The sequence below is a fragment of the Fuerstiella marisgermanici genome (assembly GCF_001983935.1).
GTDB classification, from domain to species: Bacteria; Planctomycetota; Planctomycetia; order Planctomycetales; family Planctomycetaceae; genus Fuerstiella; species Fuerstiella marisgermanici.
In genome coordinates, this window is record NZ_CP017641.1 from 1356518 (window position 1) to 1373019 (window position 16502).

Below are 16502 nucleotides of genomic sequence, written 5' to 3' on the forward strand. Positions count from 1 at the left end.
ATGGCTATTCACCTTCACACGCACCATCGCTTGGCATTGGTTTCGAATTCGCGGCTTCAGCTTTGTTTAGTTGTCGTCATCGCACTGTTGTGCGCGCCACAGGGACGTGCTCAGGACGAAGAAAACCCTACGGCCGAACTTCCGAAGTTGGCCGATATGGAATTGCCAACCTTCGAAGAATTAATGACGACGGAAGATCCGTTTGACTGGCTTGTTCTGAAAGACGATTCAGTATTAGTCACGGAGCCAATCTTCCCACGTCCCGATCCGTTGGTGGCACGGATGAAGGAAAAGCAAGAACTGGAAGCGGAGACCGGCGGTTCAACGGAGCAACGTCAGGCAAGACGTGATCGTTTGCTGGAACTGCGAAAGATCAACGTTGTACTGCTGGAAGACAGCAATTCCGATTACAGAATTCCGCTCTCACAGGTCGCGCAGATTATTTCCTTTCCACGGCTGATGCTAAGCCGGATCGATCAGCTGTTAGAAGCTGGTGAGATCCGCAAGGCTTATGAAATGCTGATGCAGGTCGAAATCCAGGCGCCGGGATGGGAATTGTCACAGCCTCGCTTCGACGCTCTGCTGTTGCGCGAAGCGAATATGAAGCTCGACGATAACGATACCATCGCGGCTCTGGCACTATTGGACGAACTAGCCATTCGAAATATTGAAAATCAGCAACTGCCGATAATGATGTCTCAAATTATCGACGGGCAGATTGAAGCCGCGATGGCCGATGAGGACATGGCGAAGACAAAATACTTCCTCAGCCGGCTAAGCCGCCATTTTCCTCAGCACCCTGTCGTTTCAAAATGGGAGCAGCAGCTTCAGAAAACCGCTCGGCAACTATTGCAGAAAACTCAGCAACTCACAGCCGCAGGCCAGCACGCCGAAGCTGCCATGGCGGCCAAAGATGCAGCCATGTTTTGGTCCGCTTCTGGAACGGAACTGGGCGGCAACGATCGAGTGCTTTACACGCAGGCCATGCTGCGGTATCAAATTTTGCGAGTTCCCGTGCGGCGGTTTTGTGGCGAACAGTTGATTTCGCCCGTCCCGCTGGAAGCCGACTTCCGGCATCAGGAACTGACCACCGTTCCGCTTTTTGAACCGAGCGGTGCTGACGAACTCACGTATTTTCAGTCCAGCTATTTTGATCTGTGGGACCCACAGGATCTGGGCCGAGAAGTCGTGTTCAGCGTGCGTCAAACGAGACCCTATTGGCAGTCGCAGCCACTGCTGACGGCCAATCAGATTGCGGACACCCTGGCCGATTTGCTGGATCCGCTTCGGCCTACGTTCAATCCGCGATTGGCGTCGTTCGTGAAGGAATTCTCCGTCCATTCTCCGACGGAACTGCAGGTTAGCTTTCATCGCGTTCCGCTAAATCTGGAAGCATTGTTTCGGTTTCCAATTGTTGGCGTCCCGCCGGAGAAACAACCCGCTCCGCCCGGCACTGCCTCCGAAGTGTTGTCCACTCGGTTTACGCTGGCAGACGAAACGCCGGATCGACGCCGCTATCTGCGCTCGGTACCGGAAGAAGACGGCCTGATCGCTCAGCGGTACCACGTGGCCGAGATTCAGGAGATCAAATACCCCGATCGCCATGCCGTTATCCAGGCATTCAATCGCAACGAGGTCGACGTGATTCCTCATCTTCGGCCGTGGGAAGTGGATGTCTTCAAATCGCAGGATCAGTTCTTCGTCCAAAAGTACGCGATCCCGCAGACGCATGTGCTGGTGTTCAACCCGATGTCGTCGGCGGTTTCCAGTCCGCAACTGCGTCGAGCACTCTCGTTTGGGATTGATCGCGAAGGGCTGCTGAAGATTGTGCTGTTACGTGATGAAGAGATGAAATATGGAAGGCCGATCAGCGCGCCGTGGCACACGGGCAGCTATGCCAACAGCCCGCTGGTCAAAGTGACTCCTTATGATCACTACCTTTCGTATCTGCTGAGGTTAGCGGCGCTGGAACAGCTTCGGATTCCGGACAAACAGAAGTTTGTCGCCGATGCCAAAGCCGCCGCGCTGGCCGCGAAGGAAGACTGGGACGAAGAAGTTTTCCGCCAGGACCATGCGGCCGAAATCAACGCGGCGGGTGAACACGTTCAGTTACCAAAGCTACGAATGCTGTGCGACCCGGACGAAATGGCCATGCTGCCAGCCGAACAAATGGTCAAACGCTGGAATGCATTGGGCTTCGATGTCGAACTGATTTCTGCCGATCGTCAAGGCGAACCATTGGGCGACGAAGGTTGGGACATCATGTATCGTCGGATTCGGATGGAAGAACCGCTGCTGGACCTGTGGCCGGTTTTGTTGACGGACGATAAGTTCCAGGTGGAGCGTCTGGCCGGGTTTCCCGACTGGCTGCGTCAGGAATTGATCAATCTGGATTACGCCACCAGCTTTATTGACGCTCAGCAACGGCTGCACACAATTCACCGTCACATTGCGGCGCAGGCATTTTTGATTCCGCTATGGGAAATTGACGACTTCATGGTGTTTCGCAACAACGTCAAAAACTTCCAGGGACGCCCGTTAAGCACCTATCATGGAGCCGAACGTTGGGTGGTGACACCATGATGCGGATAACTAATTACATCGCTTTTGCGGCGTTTTGCCTGCATGTCGCCTGTTCGGTTGCACACGGTCAGGAAGCTCCGGCGCCCGTCGCTGAGGCATCTGCCGAACCGTCAGCCGCGACTCCGGCAGAAGAACCTTCATCTGAAGACACTGCGACGCCCGCGCCGAAAAAGCCAGCGGAACCGCCGGAAGAAATTCTCTTCAAGAACCTGCCGTACACAGTCAACGTGTCAGTCGCGATTGATAATCGCAGCCTGCCCGATCAGGCCGATCGAGATGACATGATCATGTCGATTCGCCATGCAATCGCGCGGATGTATGGGCGCATGTGGGTCGCGGATGTGCAGGCCAACGACTGGCTGATTCCGGCCACACGGCGGCATCTGGAATGGCTAACTGAAGGCGAAATGCTGGACCGCTATCCGGAACAAGAATACCACAAGGCGTTTCTGGTGACGGTCGAGGCCTCCGGTTCGTCGTTTAACATCAGTTGCCGCGAATACGATTCACGCATTCAGGAACTGACCCCCGTCACCACGCGAACGACTCACGACATTCGTTCGATTGCGTCGGTCGCTACTCAGCTGGTGCGTGACTCCTTTCGTCCGTGCGTGCTGTACCAGCGCATGTTCGTCGACGAAACGGGTCGCAACTTTATGGAAATGCAGGTTCAGGCGGGTGAGATCCCGCCGCCGGATTCGTCGGCCGAGCAAGTGGTAGAAGAGGACGTCCTGCGACCTTTCGTTCGCCAGATGAATCGTCGAGAACCAGAGAAGCTGGACAAGCTGCTGCGGCTTGATCTGTCTTACATCCGAGTCATGGCGGTCGACCGTGAGAATGCTCCCGGCCTGCTGAAGGGATACTTCATTACACACTCACCCTATTCATTGTTTGGCGGAAAAGGGCGAGCGATCCAGCATCTTGCGGTTCGCCAGCGACCGTCAGCCGATCAAAGCAAAGTGCGGTTGGTGTTGCAGGGCCGGCCGGACAAGCCGCTGGTGTCGCACCGGCTTGCGCTCGCATATCAATTGAACTGGAATGATCCGGAAGACGGGCCTCAAACAAAACTTGTTAGCGATCGAAACGGCGAAGTCGTCATCCACACGCATCCGGGCCATCCCACGTTCTGGATCCGAGTTTACAGCGGCGCGTCTTTGCTCGCTCGAGTCCCATACGCACCTGGGCTGATCCCCAGCGACACGATCGAATTACCAGACGATTCTATTCGGCTGGCGGTGGAAGGTGAGATGCAATTGCTGGCCGACGAACTGATCGACGCCATCGCGTTGCGAGCCGTACTGTTGGCGCGAGCCCGAAAGGCAGCTGAAGCTGGTGATGAGTCGCAGCTTGAAGCCCTGTTCACACGCTACGACGAAGTCTCCGCGAAGGACTACTTTCTGGAAAAGGTGAATAATGTCCGTATTCCGGCAATCCGAGAAGCCAACGAAAGGCGGCTGGGCACAAGTCGCATCCGGCAACTCTGTGACGGACTGCAGTCAACTGTTGACCTGTTCTTCAGTGATGAAAAACGTAACGAACGTCAGATCGAAATACAGCAGTTGAAAGCGATGGCTGCCGCCAAAGCCAAGGCGGCCGGAAACTAATCCCAATTTCTCATGCGTAATCTGGTTCGTCAGGAGGTCTTCGATTCGTCCCGCACACTGATCATCAAGATCGGTTCCAATGTGCTCACGCGCAGCGACGACCAGTTAAACGAAGAACGCATTCGACACCTGTCCGACCAAATCGACCGACTGATGAACACCGGCCGCAAAGTGGTGGTGGTTTCCAGCGGTGCAGTGGCGGCCGGCATTGGCGTGCTGGGCCTGACCCAACGACCTCAAACGCTGCCCGAACTACAAGCGTCGGCCGCTGCTGGTCAAACAAGGCTGATGAAGGCCTGGGGCGACAGCTTTGGTGCCAGTGGACACAAAGTCGCGCAGATTCTGTTGACGGTCAACGACTTTCGCAGCCGCCGACGTTACCTGAATATCCGCAACACCATTCGCACGCTTCTGGCATTTGGCGTCACGCCGGTCATTAACGAAAACGACAGCGTCAGCATCGCGGAGATCACGTTAGGCGACAACGATCAGCTTGCCGCCATGATTGCCGCACTGGTGCCGAACCCGTTGATGATCATTCTGTCGTCCGTCGACGGCCTGTACGACGGACCACCAGATAGCCCTGGCAGCAAGGTGATTTCTTTGGTGGAACAGCCCAACTCTTCGATGCTGCAGCACGTGTCTTCAGACCAGAGTTCTCGGGGTCGCGGCGGCATGGGGGCCAAGCTGCAGGCCATCTTAAACGCGACTCAGACGGGGGAAAGCGTGATTCTGGCCAACGGACTGGCAGATGATGTCCTGGACCAAATTTCCACTGGTGAGGAAGTTGGAACCCTGTTTCTGGCGTCGGGCTCCACGATCCCTGCATGGAAACGCTGGATCGGTTATTCGGCCCGCCCGGAAGGCACTCTGCAACTCGACGACGGTGCCTGCAAAGCGGTCGTGCAAAATGGCAAGTCATTGCTGGCCGTGGGTATCAAGAACGTGGTCGGCACTTTCGGGCAGGGAGCCAGCGTGTCGCTCACCCAGGCAGGCGGCCGCGAAGTCGCTCGCGGGCTAGTCAACTACACGGCGGAAGAAATTCGGCGGATCGCCGGACACCGCTCCGAAAGCATCCCGGAGTTGCTGGGACATATCCCGTATCGCGAAGTTATTCATCGCGATAATCTTGTCGTCACAGACGACAGCCGGGTTTTTTCTCTCGGTGAAACAACCGATGCGCCGCCCGTGCAGCCGTAACATTCAGCACAGGCTGAATAATCCGACCGTCAGTTGATGACGGACGAACCAATTAGGAAAGAAATTCGGATCATCTCACCGCGCGTGCCCCATGCTCAAAGCAGAGTTGAAATTCAATCAAAACGCGTGGCCATCGGTGCATCCATGATTTCCGAAATCAAACGAGAATTTGTCCAGTGGGCAGGTCAGGTGAACGGAATCATCTCTGACAAGCTTATCCATCTGAGTCCACAGGATTACAGCATTGGCGGTGTATTCATCATCGCCATCGGCTTTGTGCTGCTGTCCGGACGCCGATAGCCAACGGCCGTCTACCGCAGTGTCCGTGCGAAGCGGATCATTTGTTGTCGCTCTGTTGTCGACAGCGATGGCGGTGGAAAATTGGCCAACCGCAGCGTGTCTGGAAGCGTCACCACGGAAATGGGTTCCGGAACAAACCATACGCCACGAAATCTTGTCCGAATCGTATCTGTCGTTTCTTCATGGGCGGCCGGGCCGTAAATGATGATGGGCGAATTTTGAGTTCGGTAATCGGCACGAAGGTTGGTGATCGTGTCGGACAGCGACCAACGCAAACAGTTGCTGTGCACAAGAATGAGCTCACACTGCAATTGAGCTGCCGCCGCTTCGAAGCCGGACCGCCCCGTGTTTCTGGCCGCGACACGGTAGTTCATGTCGGTCAGCACGCCAGCGACTGCGGAACTTTCACCTGCGCGAGAATCAATGACCACGGCTTCCGGTTGCGGGCTTCCGGCCACGGCGGCTTTGATCGTCTGGCGACTCAGCAGGTTCGTTAATTCACCACGTTTTGCCACCGCCGCGGCCAACAAACGCACTCGAACATCGCCGCACAGTAGCGACTCTCGCAGTAGCTTTGGGTGCTGCTGTGCAACGTTCACGGCCAGATTCTGACGGACCAATAATGGCAGAATCGCGCCCGGGTTTTTCGTTGAAACAGCCAATTCCAATGCTTCCGCGAATGTGTCAGCACCGATGGAGTCGTCTTCGACGTCAGCGTCTGTGACTTCCGGCCACTGTGCGGGCCATGATTGTTCTGCCGCCTGAGTCGCCACTTGAGCGGCCAGCACGGCTTGCGAATTCGGATCAACAATCGCCGCTTTACTCGCCAGCCCAACGGCACGGGCAAGGTACACGCTGCCGTATGGTCGTTCGGCAGATTCTTCTGCGTCAGGCTCCACAGCCGCGATCTTCTGAGGCGCACTGGTTGTCGATAGTTGCCGAGCGAGCGCCTGTTCGGCCAGCACGTCGCTGTCTGCTGGAAAGTCCTTCCCAGCCAACGTTAGTAGTCGTTGAATTTCGTACAGCAACACTGTCACGGCCTGCTCGCGCGACGAGCCCCACGCGGGATCAGCCTGCAGTTTCTCTAACGCAAGTTTGGCCGCTGCAGCAATCTCAGACGATTCAGAAAATCGATACGGCAGGACATCCAGTGAAAGCTCAGGAGCAGCGGTTTGACTCAGCAAGGTAAGGATTCGAACGGCAGTGCTTTCGTCGGCGTCGGGCAAAGCGGCCACAAGCCCGCGACGGTACCGACGCACGTATTTGTTAAGAAGTCCAGCGGCCAGATCACCCTGAGGCGTTTCACGGTCCGCGGCAAGGAGCGGGACAACGGCTGCGTCTTCGGCTGCGAGAATCTTCAAGGCGGCTTCTGTTGTTTGCTGTTGGGACCGCCCCAGCTGTTGAATAAGCACCTCGACAGCGTCGGCAGTCGGTGCGGGCTCGTGAGTCGCTTCATTAACCATTTTTAGCAGTTCACCAGAAGCCGGTTGCAGCAGCGGTGCCGCACTTAGTTTGAGGAAGGCGCCGATCCCGAATTCCGTCCTCAGTTTACGAAGCTGTTCGGCCGACGGATTCGCATCGATCAGGTCATTCAGATACCCGAGTGCCAGGTCTGGTCGATCCAGTCGTTCCGCCAAAATCGCTCCTCGGACCTGCCGTTCAGGAGTGTTCGGGCGGAAGAAGAACAGATCGTCGCTCGCTGGGGCCGCGTCTTCCGGCTGAGCGGCCCCGATGGCCCCCGTCATCAGCAAGATGGCGACGGTACACAGCCGCACTGTCGCCGAAGGACGAACTCTGAAGATGTGAACTGAGTTAAGGAGAGTCTTATTCATGCAACCGTTTACCGTTTCGCACTGTATCAGCCTGAACCGCGCTAACGGCGGCATCGACACTCATCTTGATGTTGTAACCGCACCACGTCCAGAGATTACCGCCGCGCCAGCGATGATTGATGCACGACGACGTAACAGATCTCACTGTTTTTCTGATCGTCTTTTCCGGCAAACTGGCTTGATCGGGCGGCAATCAGGTCGGACTACAGAAACTGGACGTACATCGACAGCGGCGCTGAGGACCGCTTGAAACGATTATTCCGGCTCTTCCTCCACCCGTCGCAGCAGCCGGAGAGAGGCGCATGGTTTGCGGCAGTAGTCGGATCTTAAGTCGCCCCCCCCGGGTGGGTCTGGATTTGTCACTCTGAGTCTGAACGCAGATCGCCTCAAACAGGCAGGTCCTAAACACGACAAACCCCCATTTCAGCGGTCGGTCGCCGTCTTCGCTACGGATTTCCGCTTCTCAAAACTGCGAGCCGGATGTCGCTTGGCCGGTTCTGCAAAATCGGCACCCGGCCGAAGTTGAATTGCGTGAACCTCGCCCCCAAACTGCGGTCCATTCACTGCGTGTTAACTGCCAATTCGGCGTGACGCCCGATAGACGAATCACCACGAAACAGCCATTCATGCCCAACACCAAATCTCTGCCATTCGACGAAGCGACCATCAAGGCCATCGCCGAAAAGTATCCAACGCCGTTTTATTTGTACGACGAGAAGGGGATTCGCGAAACGTGCCGGCAGCTTAACAGCGCCTTTTCGTGGGTCGATGGCTTTCGGAACTATTTCGCTGTTAAAGCGACGCCGAACCCGCACATTTTGCAAATCGTGAAAGAAGAGGGCCTGGGCGGCGATTGCTCCAGCCCGGCAGAACTGACTCTGTGCGACAAAGTCGGGCTTCACGGTGAAGAGATCATGTTCACGTCGAACAACACTCCGGCCAGCGAGTACAAGGCCGCGAAAGACGTCGGCGCCGTCATTAACCTCGACGACATCTCCCACATCGACTACGCCGATAAGACGGTCGGGCTGCCTGAATTGGTTTCGTTCCGTTACAACCCCGGCCCCGCTCGTACAGGCAACGTGATTATCGGAAATCCTTCAGAGGCCAAGTATGGCTTTACAGAAGCTCAGCTTTTTGAAGGTTACGAAATGCTGAAGCAGCGAGGCGTAAAGCGGTTCGCCCTGCATACGATGGTCGCCAGTAACGAATTGGACGGCAGCTTCTTCGTCGAAACCTCGCGGATGTTGTTCGACCTTGCCATTCGCATTCAGAAGCAGGTTGGCGTGCGAATCGAATTCGTAAACCTCGGCGGCGGCATCGGCATTCCATACCGGCCCGAAGAATCACCCGTCGATTTGGCGAAACTCGGCAGCGAAGTGCGAGCCTTATACGAAGAAATGATCGTGCCAGCTGGACTCGATCCACTACGCGTGGTTTTGGAAAACGGCCGCGTGATCACCGGGCCGCACGGTTATTTGATCACCGAGTGCATTCACCACAAACACATTTATCGTGACTACGTGGGTGTTGATGCATGCATGGCCAATCTGATGCGGCCGGGCATGTACGGAGCCTACCATCACATTACAGTTTTGGGAAAAGAAGACGCGGCCGCCGATCGCAAAGTGGATGTGGTTGGTTCGCTGTGTGAGAACAACGATAAGTTTGCGATCGAACGGGAACTGCCAGCGATCGAACGAGGCGACCTGTTGGCGATTCACGACGCTGGAGCTCACGGCCACGCGATGGGCTTCCAGTACAATGGCAAGCTACGAAGCGCAGAACTGCTGCTTCAGGAAAATGGCGACGTCAGACAAATCCGCCGAGCCGAAACCTATGACGACTACTTCGCAACTCTGGACTTCGCGCCGTTTGGCGGATGATCTGTCAGTCGAGCGATAAGGCGATCTCGCACTTCTGAAGCTTCATCGCGATTGTACTTCGGTGATTGGGCGGCCCTTCAGATTTTGCCGAACAGTCAAACTGTGTATCAGCGCGCGGCGTCAAGTTGTCGGCGTGATCAAGCTCCGCGCCGTTCGTGCGCCCACAGCTCAGAGCCGGCGAACTCATTCACGTCGCTGCTCGCTTCAAATCTGGACGCGAGCCCACTATCGTCGTTGCAGGCGAATGCGACGAGGCGGCCCCATCAAACGCCCGTCTTGTTGCGATCAACTGGTTCAATCACTCTGTTAGCTGATTCGGTTTATCATGACATTGGGTTCAAAGCGGCATCTATGCCGCATCATTGTGTGTGTTTGTAGCGTCGTGGTGCTGAACGCCGTCGGTTTTGGCCAAGCCCCCGCCTCTGTCACGCTGAACGAAAAGGCAGACGGCTATCGCGGCATTTGGTACATGAACCAGCCGTCGAACGATGAATATGTCTACAAGTATAGTGGCGGTCTGGGGACATACTGTGCCAAACACCGGCCGTTCGCGATCTACTGCGAAGAAGTGAACAAGACTTTCTTTTGCTATGGCGGTGCGGTCGCGGGGAATAGCCGAAAACTGATGCACATGGTGTCGTACTTTGACCACGCCACCAAAACGGTTCCGCAGCCCACAATCCTGCTGGACAAGAAGACGAACGACGCGCACGACAATCCGGTTATTTCTGTCGACGCCGATGGGCACATCTGGATCTTCTCAACTTCACACGGTCTGGCGCGGCCTTCGTACATTCACCGCAGCAAGCGTCCGTTCGATATCGATGAATTCGAACAAGTTGATGCAACACGAGCGGACGGTGACGCGCGTGAGCCGATTACGAATTTTTCCTACATGCAGATGTGGCATTCTGCCGACGGCTTTCACGCCTTCTTCACGCGGTACAAGTACCCGGCCGCTCGCACCATCTGCTTCATGAGCAGCCCAGATGGACGGCAGTGGAGTGAGTGGAAGCGTCTGGCGGCGATCGATGAGGGCCACTACCAGATCACCGGGATTGGCAGGTCCAGACTCGGTTCAATGTTCAATTATCATCCGAAAGGAAAGGGGCTCAACTGGCGAACGAACCTCTATTACCTGGAAACACCTGACAACGGTGAGACATGGCAGACGGCAGGCGGACGTGCATTAACACTTCCTCTGACTGACGCAGCGAATGAGGCCTTGATTCACGACTATGAAGCCGAGGGGCTGAACGTGTATTTGAAGGATCTTCGCTTCGACGATCAGGATCGACCGGTCCTGCTTTACATCACCAGCAAAGGTTATCAGTCCGGCACCCAAAACGATCCCCGCACGTGGATGCTGGCTCGCTGGACGGGTGATGACTGGAAGTTGTCGCCGATCACGACTTCCGACAACAACTATGACTTCGGCGAACTCTGGATGATGGCCGCTGATGATTGGCGCGTCATCGGCCCGACGGAAACGGGACCTCAACCTTACAACCCCGGCGGCGAGGTCGCGATGTGGAAAAGCGACGATCAGGGGGCCACATGGGCGAAGCTGCGACAGATGACCAGCAACAGCCCGATGAATCACACCTACGTTCGCCGATCGCTGAATGCCCACCCGGATTTTGTCGCAATCTGGGCCGATGGACATGGCCGCCAGCCATCAAATTCACGGCTGCATTTCGCAAACTCAGCCGGCGACGTTTTTCGAATGCCCGAAACGATGGAAGCCACAACGGCAAAACCACAACGTATTGAATGATGTGAGCGACACCTCCTCATACTGAATAGGTCCTTGTGGCATTGGAAGCGAAGTGTGTGGCCCGGGTTGGAGCGAAGAACGAGTAAAACCCGGGATTTCCTTCGCTTCGCTTAGTCGAACCCATGCCACACTCGAAGGACCTGTGTTGCCATTGTGGTGGGGAGCTGTTTTGCTACTCGCCGATGATCTTGACCAGGACACGTTTCCTGCGACGTCCGTCAAATTCGTAGTAGAAAATGTGTTCCCACGGGCCCAGATGCAATTTTCCGTCCGTGATGCCAACCACCACTTCTCGGCCCATTACCTGGCGTTTGTGGTGAGCGTCCGCGTTATCTTCTCCGGTGCGGTTGTGGTGATAGCGTTCTGGCGACGCATCGAACGGGGCCAGTTCCTCCAACCATCTGTCGTAGTCGCGATGTAGCCCCGGTTCGTTGTCGTTAATGAACACGGATGCCGTGATGTGCATTGCGTTCACCAGGACAAGCCCCTCCTGAACACCGCTTTCGGCCACCAGGTCGGCAACCTCCTGATGAAGTGACACGATGGCTCGACGTTCAGGCACGTTCATCCAGAGTTCTTTAGTCAGCGATTTCATCAGGGCGACCTCAGTGTAGTAGGCCTGCAACAAGTGACGATGCAGGAAGTGTTTTGGGATGCGTTCCGCTCGATGCTAATAAGTGTCGCTGGAATCGCAAAGGTACGCGGCACGTTTCATTGCGTCGCAGCAGCGAGGGCTGCGAAGACGGAATGCTGATTGGCGGTGGGATTCGATAAGCAAGGCGTTGCGTGAACGAGCGTGCCATTTGCAGTACAATTTTCCGCCATCACTCCGCACCATTCCTACCTGCTTAGCGACTTGCCATGAACCGCCAACTGTTATTGAGCGTGACTCTGTGTGCCCTCTGGTCATCTGTGTTCGCCGCTGATCCGGTGAATCCGGAACGCGTGCATCGAATCACACTCGAAGAATACGAGGCGACGCTCAAGTTTTGGGCTCAGAAACATTCGGACATTGTCGCGCTTAACCGTGTTGGCGAATCTGCGACCGGCCTTGGATTGTATTTGCTGAAGATCACCGACCCGGATGTGGACGATGAACTGAAGCAGGTTGCACTCGTGACGTCGCTGCATGGCGGTCCGGAACGATCCGGAACGACCACGGTGTTACACTTCATTGAGTGGCTGCTGGGGGATTCTGAACAGGCCCGTGAAACTCGGCGGAAGCAAATTCTGCTGATCATGCCCATTAACCATCCCGAGTCTTTCTTCCAGACTGATCGTTTTTTAAATCAGGCGAAGATCGATCCCTACACGGGGGGCGGACCACAGCACTGGGATCTGAAAAAGCTGGAATACAAATCGCTGGACAAGGCACCGGAGGTAAAGGCGGTCCTGGAGGTCGTCGACCGCTGGCATCCCGAGGTCCATGCCGACATGCACGGCACCGGTCTGCAAGAGTATCCACTCGAAAAACTCGGTGATCGCACACGCTACCAAGGCCAGATCATGTTTGAGGTCACTGGTTCGGCGTATTCTAATTACGCCTTGCGTCCGTGGGATTGGCGAGTCACTGAAGCCGTCATCAAGGCGGGCGAAGAGGCAGGTTTTCCATCCGACCGGTTTGAAGCTGACGGGCAGCGGTCTTTTCATGGTCCGGTGATGAGCCCGATCGCCGACCGCACCTGGCGCGGCCAGCCCAATTTCTACACCGCTCAATATGGCTATGCAAAATATCACACGATGGTTAGCGCGTTTGAAATCGCTTGGGAACAAAGCGGCGTGGCGCGTCTTCGCGGGTTATTGCAAATCGGAAACAACCGCTGGCAGAGTGAACCTCATGAAGGGTACCCGGTTGATCGCGTCAAAGCGTTCATCGGAAACTATGTGACGGCGTATGGTGAAACCGCGGCGGCTCGACGTCGCAGCCGAGTGGAACTTTGGCAGCAGCAGGGGCGTTTTACTCAGGCTGTGCTGTACCCTCAAACGGATGGGCGGGCCACTTACTTTGTGGCAACATCAGCAGCGGCCGGCAAAGTCTTCAGTAAGGAACTCGACGAGTTTCTGTTGAACGCCACCGGACGCTGACGCGTTTCAAAAACTGGTGCGTTCAGGCCCCGAAGCGCTGCTCGCCATCGATAAAGCTCGGTCACCAGACGAAGCGGCGAAACCGCTTGAGCATGGCATCGGGTTCCGCTTGCGAATCCCCTATCGCAAGCCTGTGATCGACGCGGTGAAGCTGAACGGTCGTGTGCTTAGTCAAAGTGACACCAACGGTTGGCAGTCCTGGTTCGCGAACGGATTTACTCAGGTGCAGGTCAATATCCCACCAGAAGTTGCGGCGAAGAGTGACCTGTTTGCTATCTCGTGCGAATACACACCTGACGTCGTTCGACGCATCGGGTGGACTCCTCCGGCGGAAGTTCGCAAGCAGCTGCAACCGTAGCGGAAGATGTATCGTGTGGGAAGCCCGGATCTCAAGGAATGGTTCTCGGGGGTGCATGTCAGGGATTGTGGGGTTGGATTTTGATTTTGAAAGTCAATGTCAGATATTGGCAGAAATGTATTAAGCTGTGCGCGGTCAGGAAAACTGGGTTCTTTCCAAGGAGACTCGCATGGACGCGAAACAGCAGGAACTGGACGACAGGCTCGCCGAGATTCTCAGGCAGGCGGCAGATGTTGCCAGTCAGATTCAGCGGCGCGAACAGGGGCCCGGCACGCCTCATTATGATCAGATCGAAACTGCCGCCCATGATGTGGGTCAACGGCTCAGTCGCATGGTTCAGCAGGATCGAATAGCGCAGGTTTCGGCGAATCACGCGACGGAAGCGGTGTGTCCGGAGTGTCGCAACAAGTGTCCCGCCGAATCGAATTCCCGACAGGTCACGTCTGTTGACGGGCCTGTCGAACTGATGGAAACGGTTGCGTTCTGTGGTCGGTGTCGCCGATCTTTTTTTCCCTCAACGGACGGCACTGGGATTTGACGCACGCGAATCGACACCGGGCTTCAAAAGACAGCTCGTCGTGTTGAACGCGGAAACGCGATCGTTGAAACGCGTAAAAATTGTGGCCGACCGACTGCTGGGGCTGAGCGTTTCGATCAACACGGTGGAACGCATCTGCATGGACGTTGGCGACGACCTTGCTGTCGCCGAAGCGCAGCAGTGGGAAGGTGTCATCGAAGGCGAGGTTCCGGTTCCTTCGCTGGGGATTGTGGAGTTCGACGGCGGCCGCATTCGCACTCGCAAAACCGGCTGCGGACCAGGCGTTCATCTGGACGGCAAAGGCTGGAACGAAACGAAGAACGCGATCTTCGTGAGTGCGTCGAGCACACCGAGTGACGTCGATCCTCACCCTGACCCGCCGCGCTGTTTTCTTGATTCGGATCACGTGGCGAAGTTGGCGGAATCAGCGAAAATCAATGAAGACACAGTTCGAAACGATGATTGCGTCAATGAACCGACGGCCACCGAGGACACCGCCGAACGGACTGACGACGATACTCACAAACCGCGACGTCTGCTGCGCACGTTTGTGTCGAGCATGAAATCGTCGCAGGACTTCGGGACGCAAATGCGTCGCGAAGCACAGCGTCGCCGGTTCGATGAAGCACCGCGAAAAGCGTTCGTTGGCGACGGTCTGCCGTGCAATTGGACGATTCAGAAAACCCACTTTCACGACTACGTTGCGATTCTTGATTTCGTGCATTCGGTGAGTCATCTATTCAGCGCTTCGGTGGCGTGTTTTGGAAAAGGGGAAGAGGCATGGGAAGCCTACACGGACTGGATGATTCGCGTGTGGCAAAGCGACGTCGCTTCGGTGATCGACGAGCTGAAATTTCATCAGCAGAGCATCGGTAATCCACCCGACGACGCCAGCGACGATGACCCTCGAGAACGGCTGCGTCTTGAAATCGGCTATCTGGAGAACAACACGAGCCGAATGGACTACGTGACCTACCGCTGCGAGGGTCTGCCGACAACGAGTGCGTGGATGGAATCCGCAGTGAAGGAGCTAAACTATCGCGTGAAGGGTACGGAGATGTTCTGGAACAACCCCTCAGGCGCCGAAGCCATCCTGAAAATCCGCGCAGCCGCACTGAGCGATGATGATCGTCTTGTCCGCCTACTGACAAACCGCCCCGGCCAACTCACCCTTAGACGCGCCACACGAAAATCCCAAGCCCCCTAATTCAATACAACTCCTGACATGCACCCGGTTCTCGGTGTACGGCGACGAGTCATGCTGTCATGAATCTGGTCAGCGGTTCGTCAACACCTGATTATGAGTGAGCCCTGGCCAGGCAATAGCCAATTTGTCATAAAAGCACAGACATAGAACTGGAGGAACTGATGAGTCATCGAAAGAGAATTGTGTTTGCCGTTGTCGTTCTGCTGTTTGTGAACAGCGCGAAACAGGTCAACGCCGACCAACCTGATCAGGTGATTGATCTTTGGCCGGCCAAGCCACCAGGCGAAAATCGTGACGTTGGACCTGAACAGGACAAGACGAAGGATGGCGACCAGCTTATTGCGGGCCAAAGAGTCATTCGATTGGGGAACGTTTCAACGCCGCAGGCTCATGTTTATCTGCCGCCGGTGAATCGAAGAACAGGGGCGTCTGTCGTCATCTGTCCGGGCGGTGGGTTTAGCATTCTGGCCTGGGATCTGGAAGGGACGGAAGTCGCGCAGTGGCTTAATACTCTGGGAGTCGCGGGCATTGTTCTGAAATACCGCGTGCCGACGCGCGACCAGGATGTCCGCTGGCTGGCTCCGGTGCAGGACGCTCAACGTACGATGAGCCTGGTGCGACATCATGCGAAAGAATGGAAGCTCGACCCGACAAAAGTCGGGATTCTCGGCTTTTCGGCGGGCGGCGTGACGGCCTTCAAGACATCGCTCGCGAAGAAACGGCTTTACGAATCGGTTGATGCTGTCGACGAAAACCCTTCGCGTCCGAATCGAACAATTCTTATCTACTCAGCCGGTCTTCCACGATCGGACGGAGGCGCGAACGATAAAGCCAAATCCGACAGTAGTCCGGAGCTCGACGCGAATGACCCCGTCACATCGGATTCGCCACCAATGTTTATCGTGCACGCCTTCGACGACTTCGTCCCTGTTGAGGGGACGGCCAACTTGTTGCTGGCACTGAAACGAGCGGGCGTTGCATCGGAGTTGCACGTGTACGACGCCGGTGGCCACGGTTACGGGCTGCGCAGGAATCAGGACCTGCCGGTCACTCGCTGGACCGTTGCGTGCGAAGCCTGGCTCCGCCGCGCCAAGTGGCTTGATTAGGATAACAGCAGGCGCGCTGTACTGAC

Annotated in this window: 13 protein-coding genes; 11 read left to right on the forward strand and 2 right to left on the reverse strand. The window is 56.1% G+C overall.

Features of this window, described 5'->3' with window-relative positions:
* From Fuma_RS05085 to Fuma_RS05100, 4 genes are read left to right on the forward strand one after another with little or no spacing between them, the layout of a single operon-like run.
* Positions 1 to 2583: an ABC transporter substrate-binding protein gene (locus tag Fuma_RS05085; RefSeq protein ID WP_077023188.1), complete on the forward strand. Its 2583-nt coding sequence runs from the start codon at positions 1 to 3 to the stop codon at positions 2581 to 2583.
* A complete protein-coding gene (locus Fuma_RS05090) occupies positions 2580 to 4187 on the forward strand; it encodes a hypothetical protein (protein ID WP_145943998.1) in 1608 nt (535 codons plus the stop codon). Before Fuma_RS05085 ends, Fuma_RS05090 begins: the two co-directional genes overlap by 4 nt.
* Before the next feature lie 12 nt (positions 4188 to 4199).
* Positions 4200 to 5387, forward strand: a complete 1188-nt coding sequence (gene proB / locus Fuma_RS05095) for a glutamate 5-kinase (RefSeq protein WP_077023190.1) — start codon at positions 4200 to 4202, stop codon at positions 5385 to 5387.
* 36 nt (positions 5388 to 5423) lie between these two features.
* A complete protein-coding gene (locus Fuma_RS05100) occupies positions 5424 to 5687 on the forward strand; it encodes a hypothetical protein (RefSeq protein WP_077023191.1) in 264 nt (87 codons plus the stop codon).
* An 11-nt stretch (positions 5688 to 5698) separates the two neighbouring features.
* On the opposite strand, the gene Fuma_RS05105 is transcribed toward Fuma_RS05100, so the two are convergent.
* Positions 5699 to 7519: a hypothetical protein gene (locus Fuma_RS05105; protein ID WP_077023192.1), complete on the reverse strand. Its 1821-nt coding sequence runs from the start codon at positions 7517 to 7519 to the stop codon at positions 5699 to 5701.
* Positions 7520 to 8145: 626 nt separating this feature from the next.
* Here Fuma_RS05105 and Fuma_RS05110 point away from each other — a divergent pair.
* Both Fuma_RS05110 and Fuma_RS05120 read left to right on the forward strand, forming a co-directional pair.
* The gene (locus Fuma_RS05110; protein ID WP_077023193.1) at positions 8146 to 9405 is read left to right on the forward strand and encodes a diaminopimelate decarboxylase family protein; all 1260 of its coding nucleotides are present in this window, start codon (positions 8146 to 8148) and stop codon (positions 9403 to 9405) included.
* 325 nt (positions 9406 to 9730) lie between these two features.
* Complete coding sequence (locus Fuma_RS05120) at positions 9731 to 11182, forward strand: BNR-4 repeat-containing protein (protein ID WP_077023195.1); 1452 nt, start codon at positions 9731 to 9733, stop codon at positions 11180 to 11182.
* A 172-nt stretch (positions 11183 to 11354) separates the two neighbouring features.
* On the opposite strand, the gene Fuma_RS05125 is transcribed toward Fuma_RS05120, so the two are convergent.
* Positions 11355 to 11777: a secondary thiamine-phosphate synthase enzyme YjbQ gene (locus Fuma_RS05125; RefSeq protein ID WP_077028114.1), complete on the reverse strand. Its 423-nt coding sequence runs from the start codon at positions 11775 to 11777 to the stop codon at positions 11355 to 11357.
* Positions 11778 to 12043: 266 nt separating this feature from the next.
* On the opposite strand from Fuma_RS05125, the gene Fuma_RS05130 reads away from it, so the two are divergent.
* From Fuma_RS05130 to Fuma_RS05150, 5 genes are all read left to right on the forward strand, one after another.
* Complete coding sequence (locus Fuma_RS05130) at positions 12044 to 13267, forward strand: M14 family zinc carboxypeptidase (protein WP_077023196.1); 1224 nt, start codon at positions 12044 to 12046, stop codon at positions 13265 to 13267.
* Between the two features lie 16 nt (positions 13268 to 13283).
* Positions 13284 to 13625 carry a hypothetical protein gene (locus Fuma_RS05135; RefSeq protein ID WP_077023197.1) on the forward strand — a complete coding sequence of 114 codons (342 nt, stop codon included), beginning with the start codon at positions 13284 to 13286 and terminating at the stop codon, positions 13623 to 13625.
* A gap of 169 nt (positions 13626 to 13794) precedes the next feature.
* Positions 13795 to 14163, forward strand: a complete 369-nt coding sequence (locus Fuma_RS05140; protein WP_077023198.1) for a hypothetical protein — start codon at positions 13795 to 13797, stop codon at positions 14161 to 14163.
* A 40-nt stretch (positions 14164 to 14203) separates the two neighbouring features.
* A complete protein-coding gene (locus tag Fuma_RS34055; protein WP_083731815.1) occupies positions 14204 to 15370 on the forward strand; it encodes a hypothetical protein in 1167 nt (388 codons plus the stop codon).
* Positions 15371 to 15531: 161 nt separating this feature from the next.
* Positions 15532 to 16476: an alpha/beta hydrolase gene (locus Fuma_RS05150; protein WP_077023199.1), complete on the forward strand. Its 945-nt coding sequence runs from the start codon at positions 15532 to 15534 to the stop codon at positions 16474 to 16476.
* The last annotated feature ends 26 nt before the right edge of the window (positions 16477 to 16502 follow it).

Bases quoted from the DNA above. Each gene is read 5' to 3' on its own strand.
- Fuma_RS05100 (WP_077023191.1), top strand. From the start codon at position 5,424: ATGACGGACGAACCAATTAGGAAAGAAATTCGGATCATCTCACCGCGC.
- proB (WP_077023190.1), top strand. From the start codon at position 4,200: ATGCGTAATCTGGTTCGTCAGGAGGTCTTCGATTCGTCCCGCACACTG.
- Fuma_RS05140 (WP_077023198.1), top strand. From the start codon at position 13,795: ATGGACGCGAAACAGCAGGAACTGGACGACAGGCTCGCCGAGATTCTC.
- Fuma_RS05120 (WP_077023195.1), top strand. From the start codon at position 9,731: ATGACATTGGGTTCAAAGCGGCATCTATGCCGCATCATTGTGTGTGTT.
- Fuma_RS05105 (WP_077023192.1), bottom strand. From the start codon at position 7,519: ATGAATAAGACTCTCCTTAACTCAGTTCACATCTTCAGAGTTCGTCCT.
- Fuma_RS05125 (WP_077028114.1), bottom strand. From the start codon at position 11,777: ATGAAATCGCTGACTAAAGAACTCTGGATGAACGTGCCTGAACGTCGA.
- Fuma_RS05090 (WP_145943998.1), top strand. From the start codon at position 2,580: ATGATGCGGATAACTAATTACATCGCTTTTGCGGCGTTTTGCCTGCAT.
- Fuma_RS05130 (WP_077023196.1), top strand. From the start codon at position 12,044: ATGAACCGCCAACTGTTATTGAGCGTGACTCTGTGTGCCCTCTGGTCA.
- Fuma_RS05085 (WP_077023188.1), top strand. From the start codon at position 1: ATGGCTATTCACCTTCACACGCACCATCGCTTGGCATTGGTTTCGAAT.
- Fuma_RS05110 (WP_077023193.1), top strand. From the start codon at position 8,146: ATGCCCAACACCAAATCTCTGCCATTCGACGAAGCGACCATCAAGGCC.
- Fuma_RS05150 (WP_077023199.1), top strand. From the start codon at position 15,532: ATGAGTCATCGAAAGAGAATTGTGTTTGCCGTTGTCGTTCTGCTGTTT.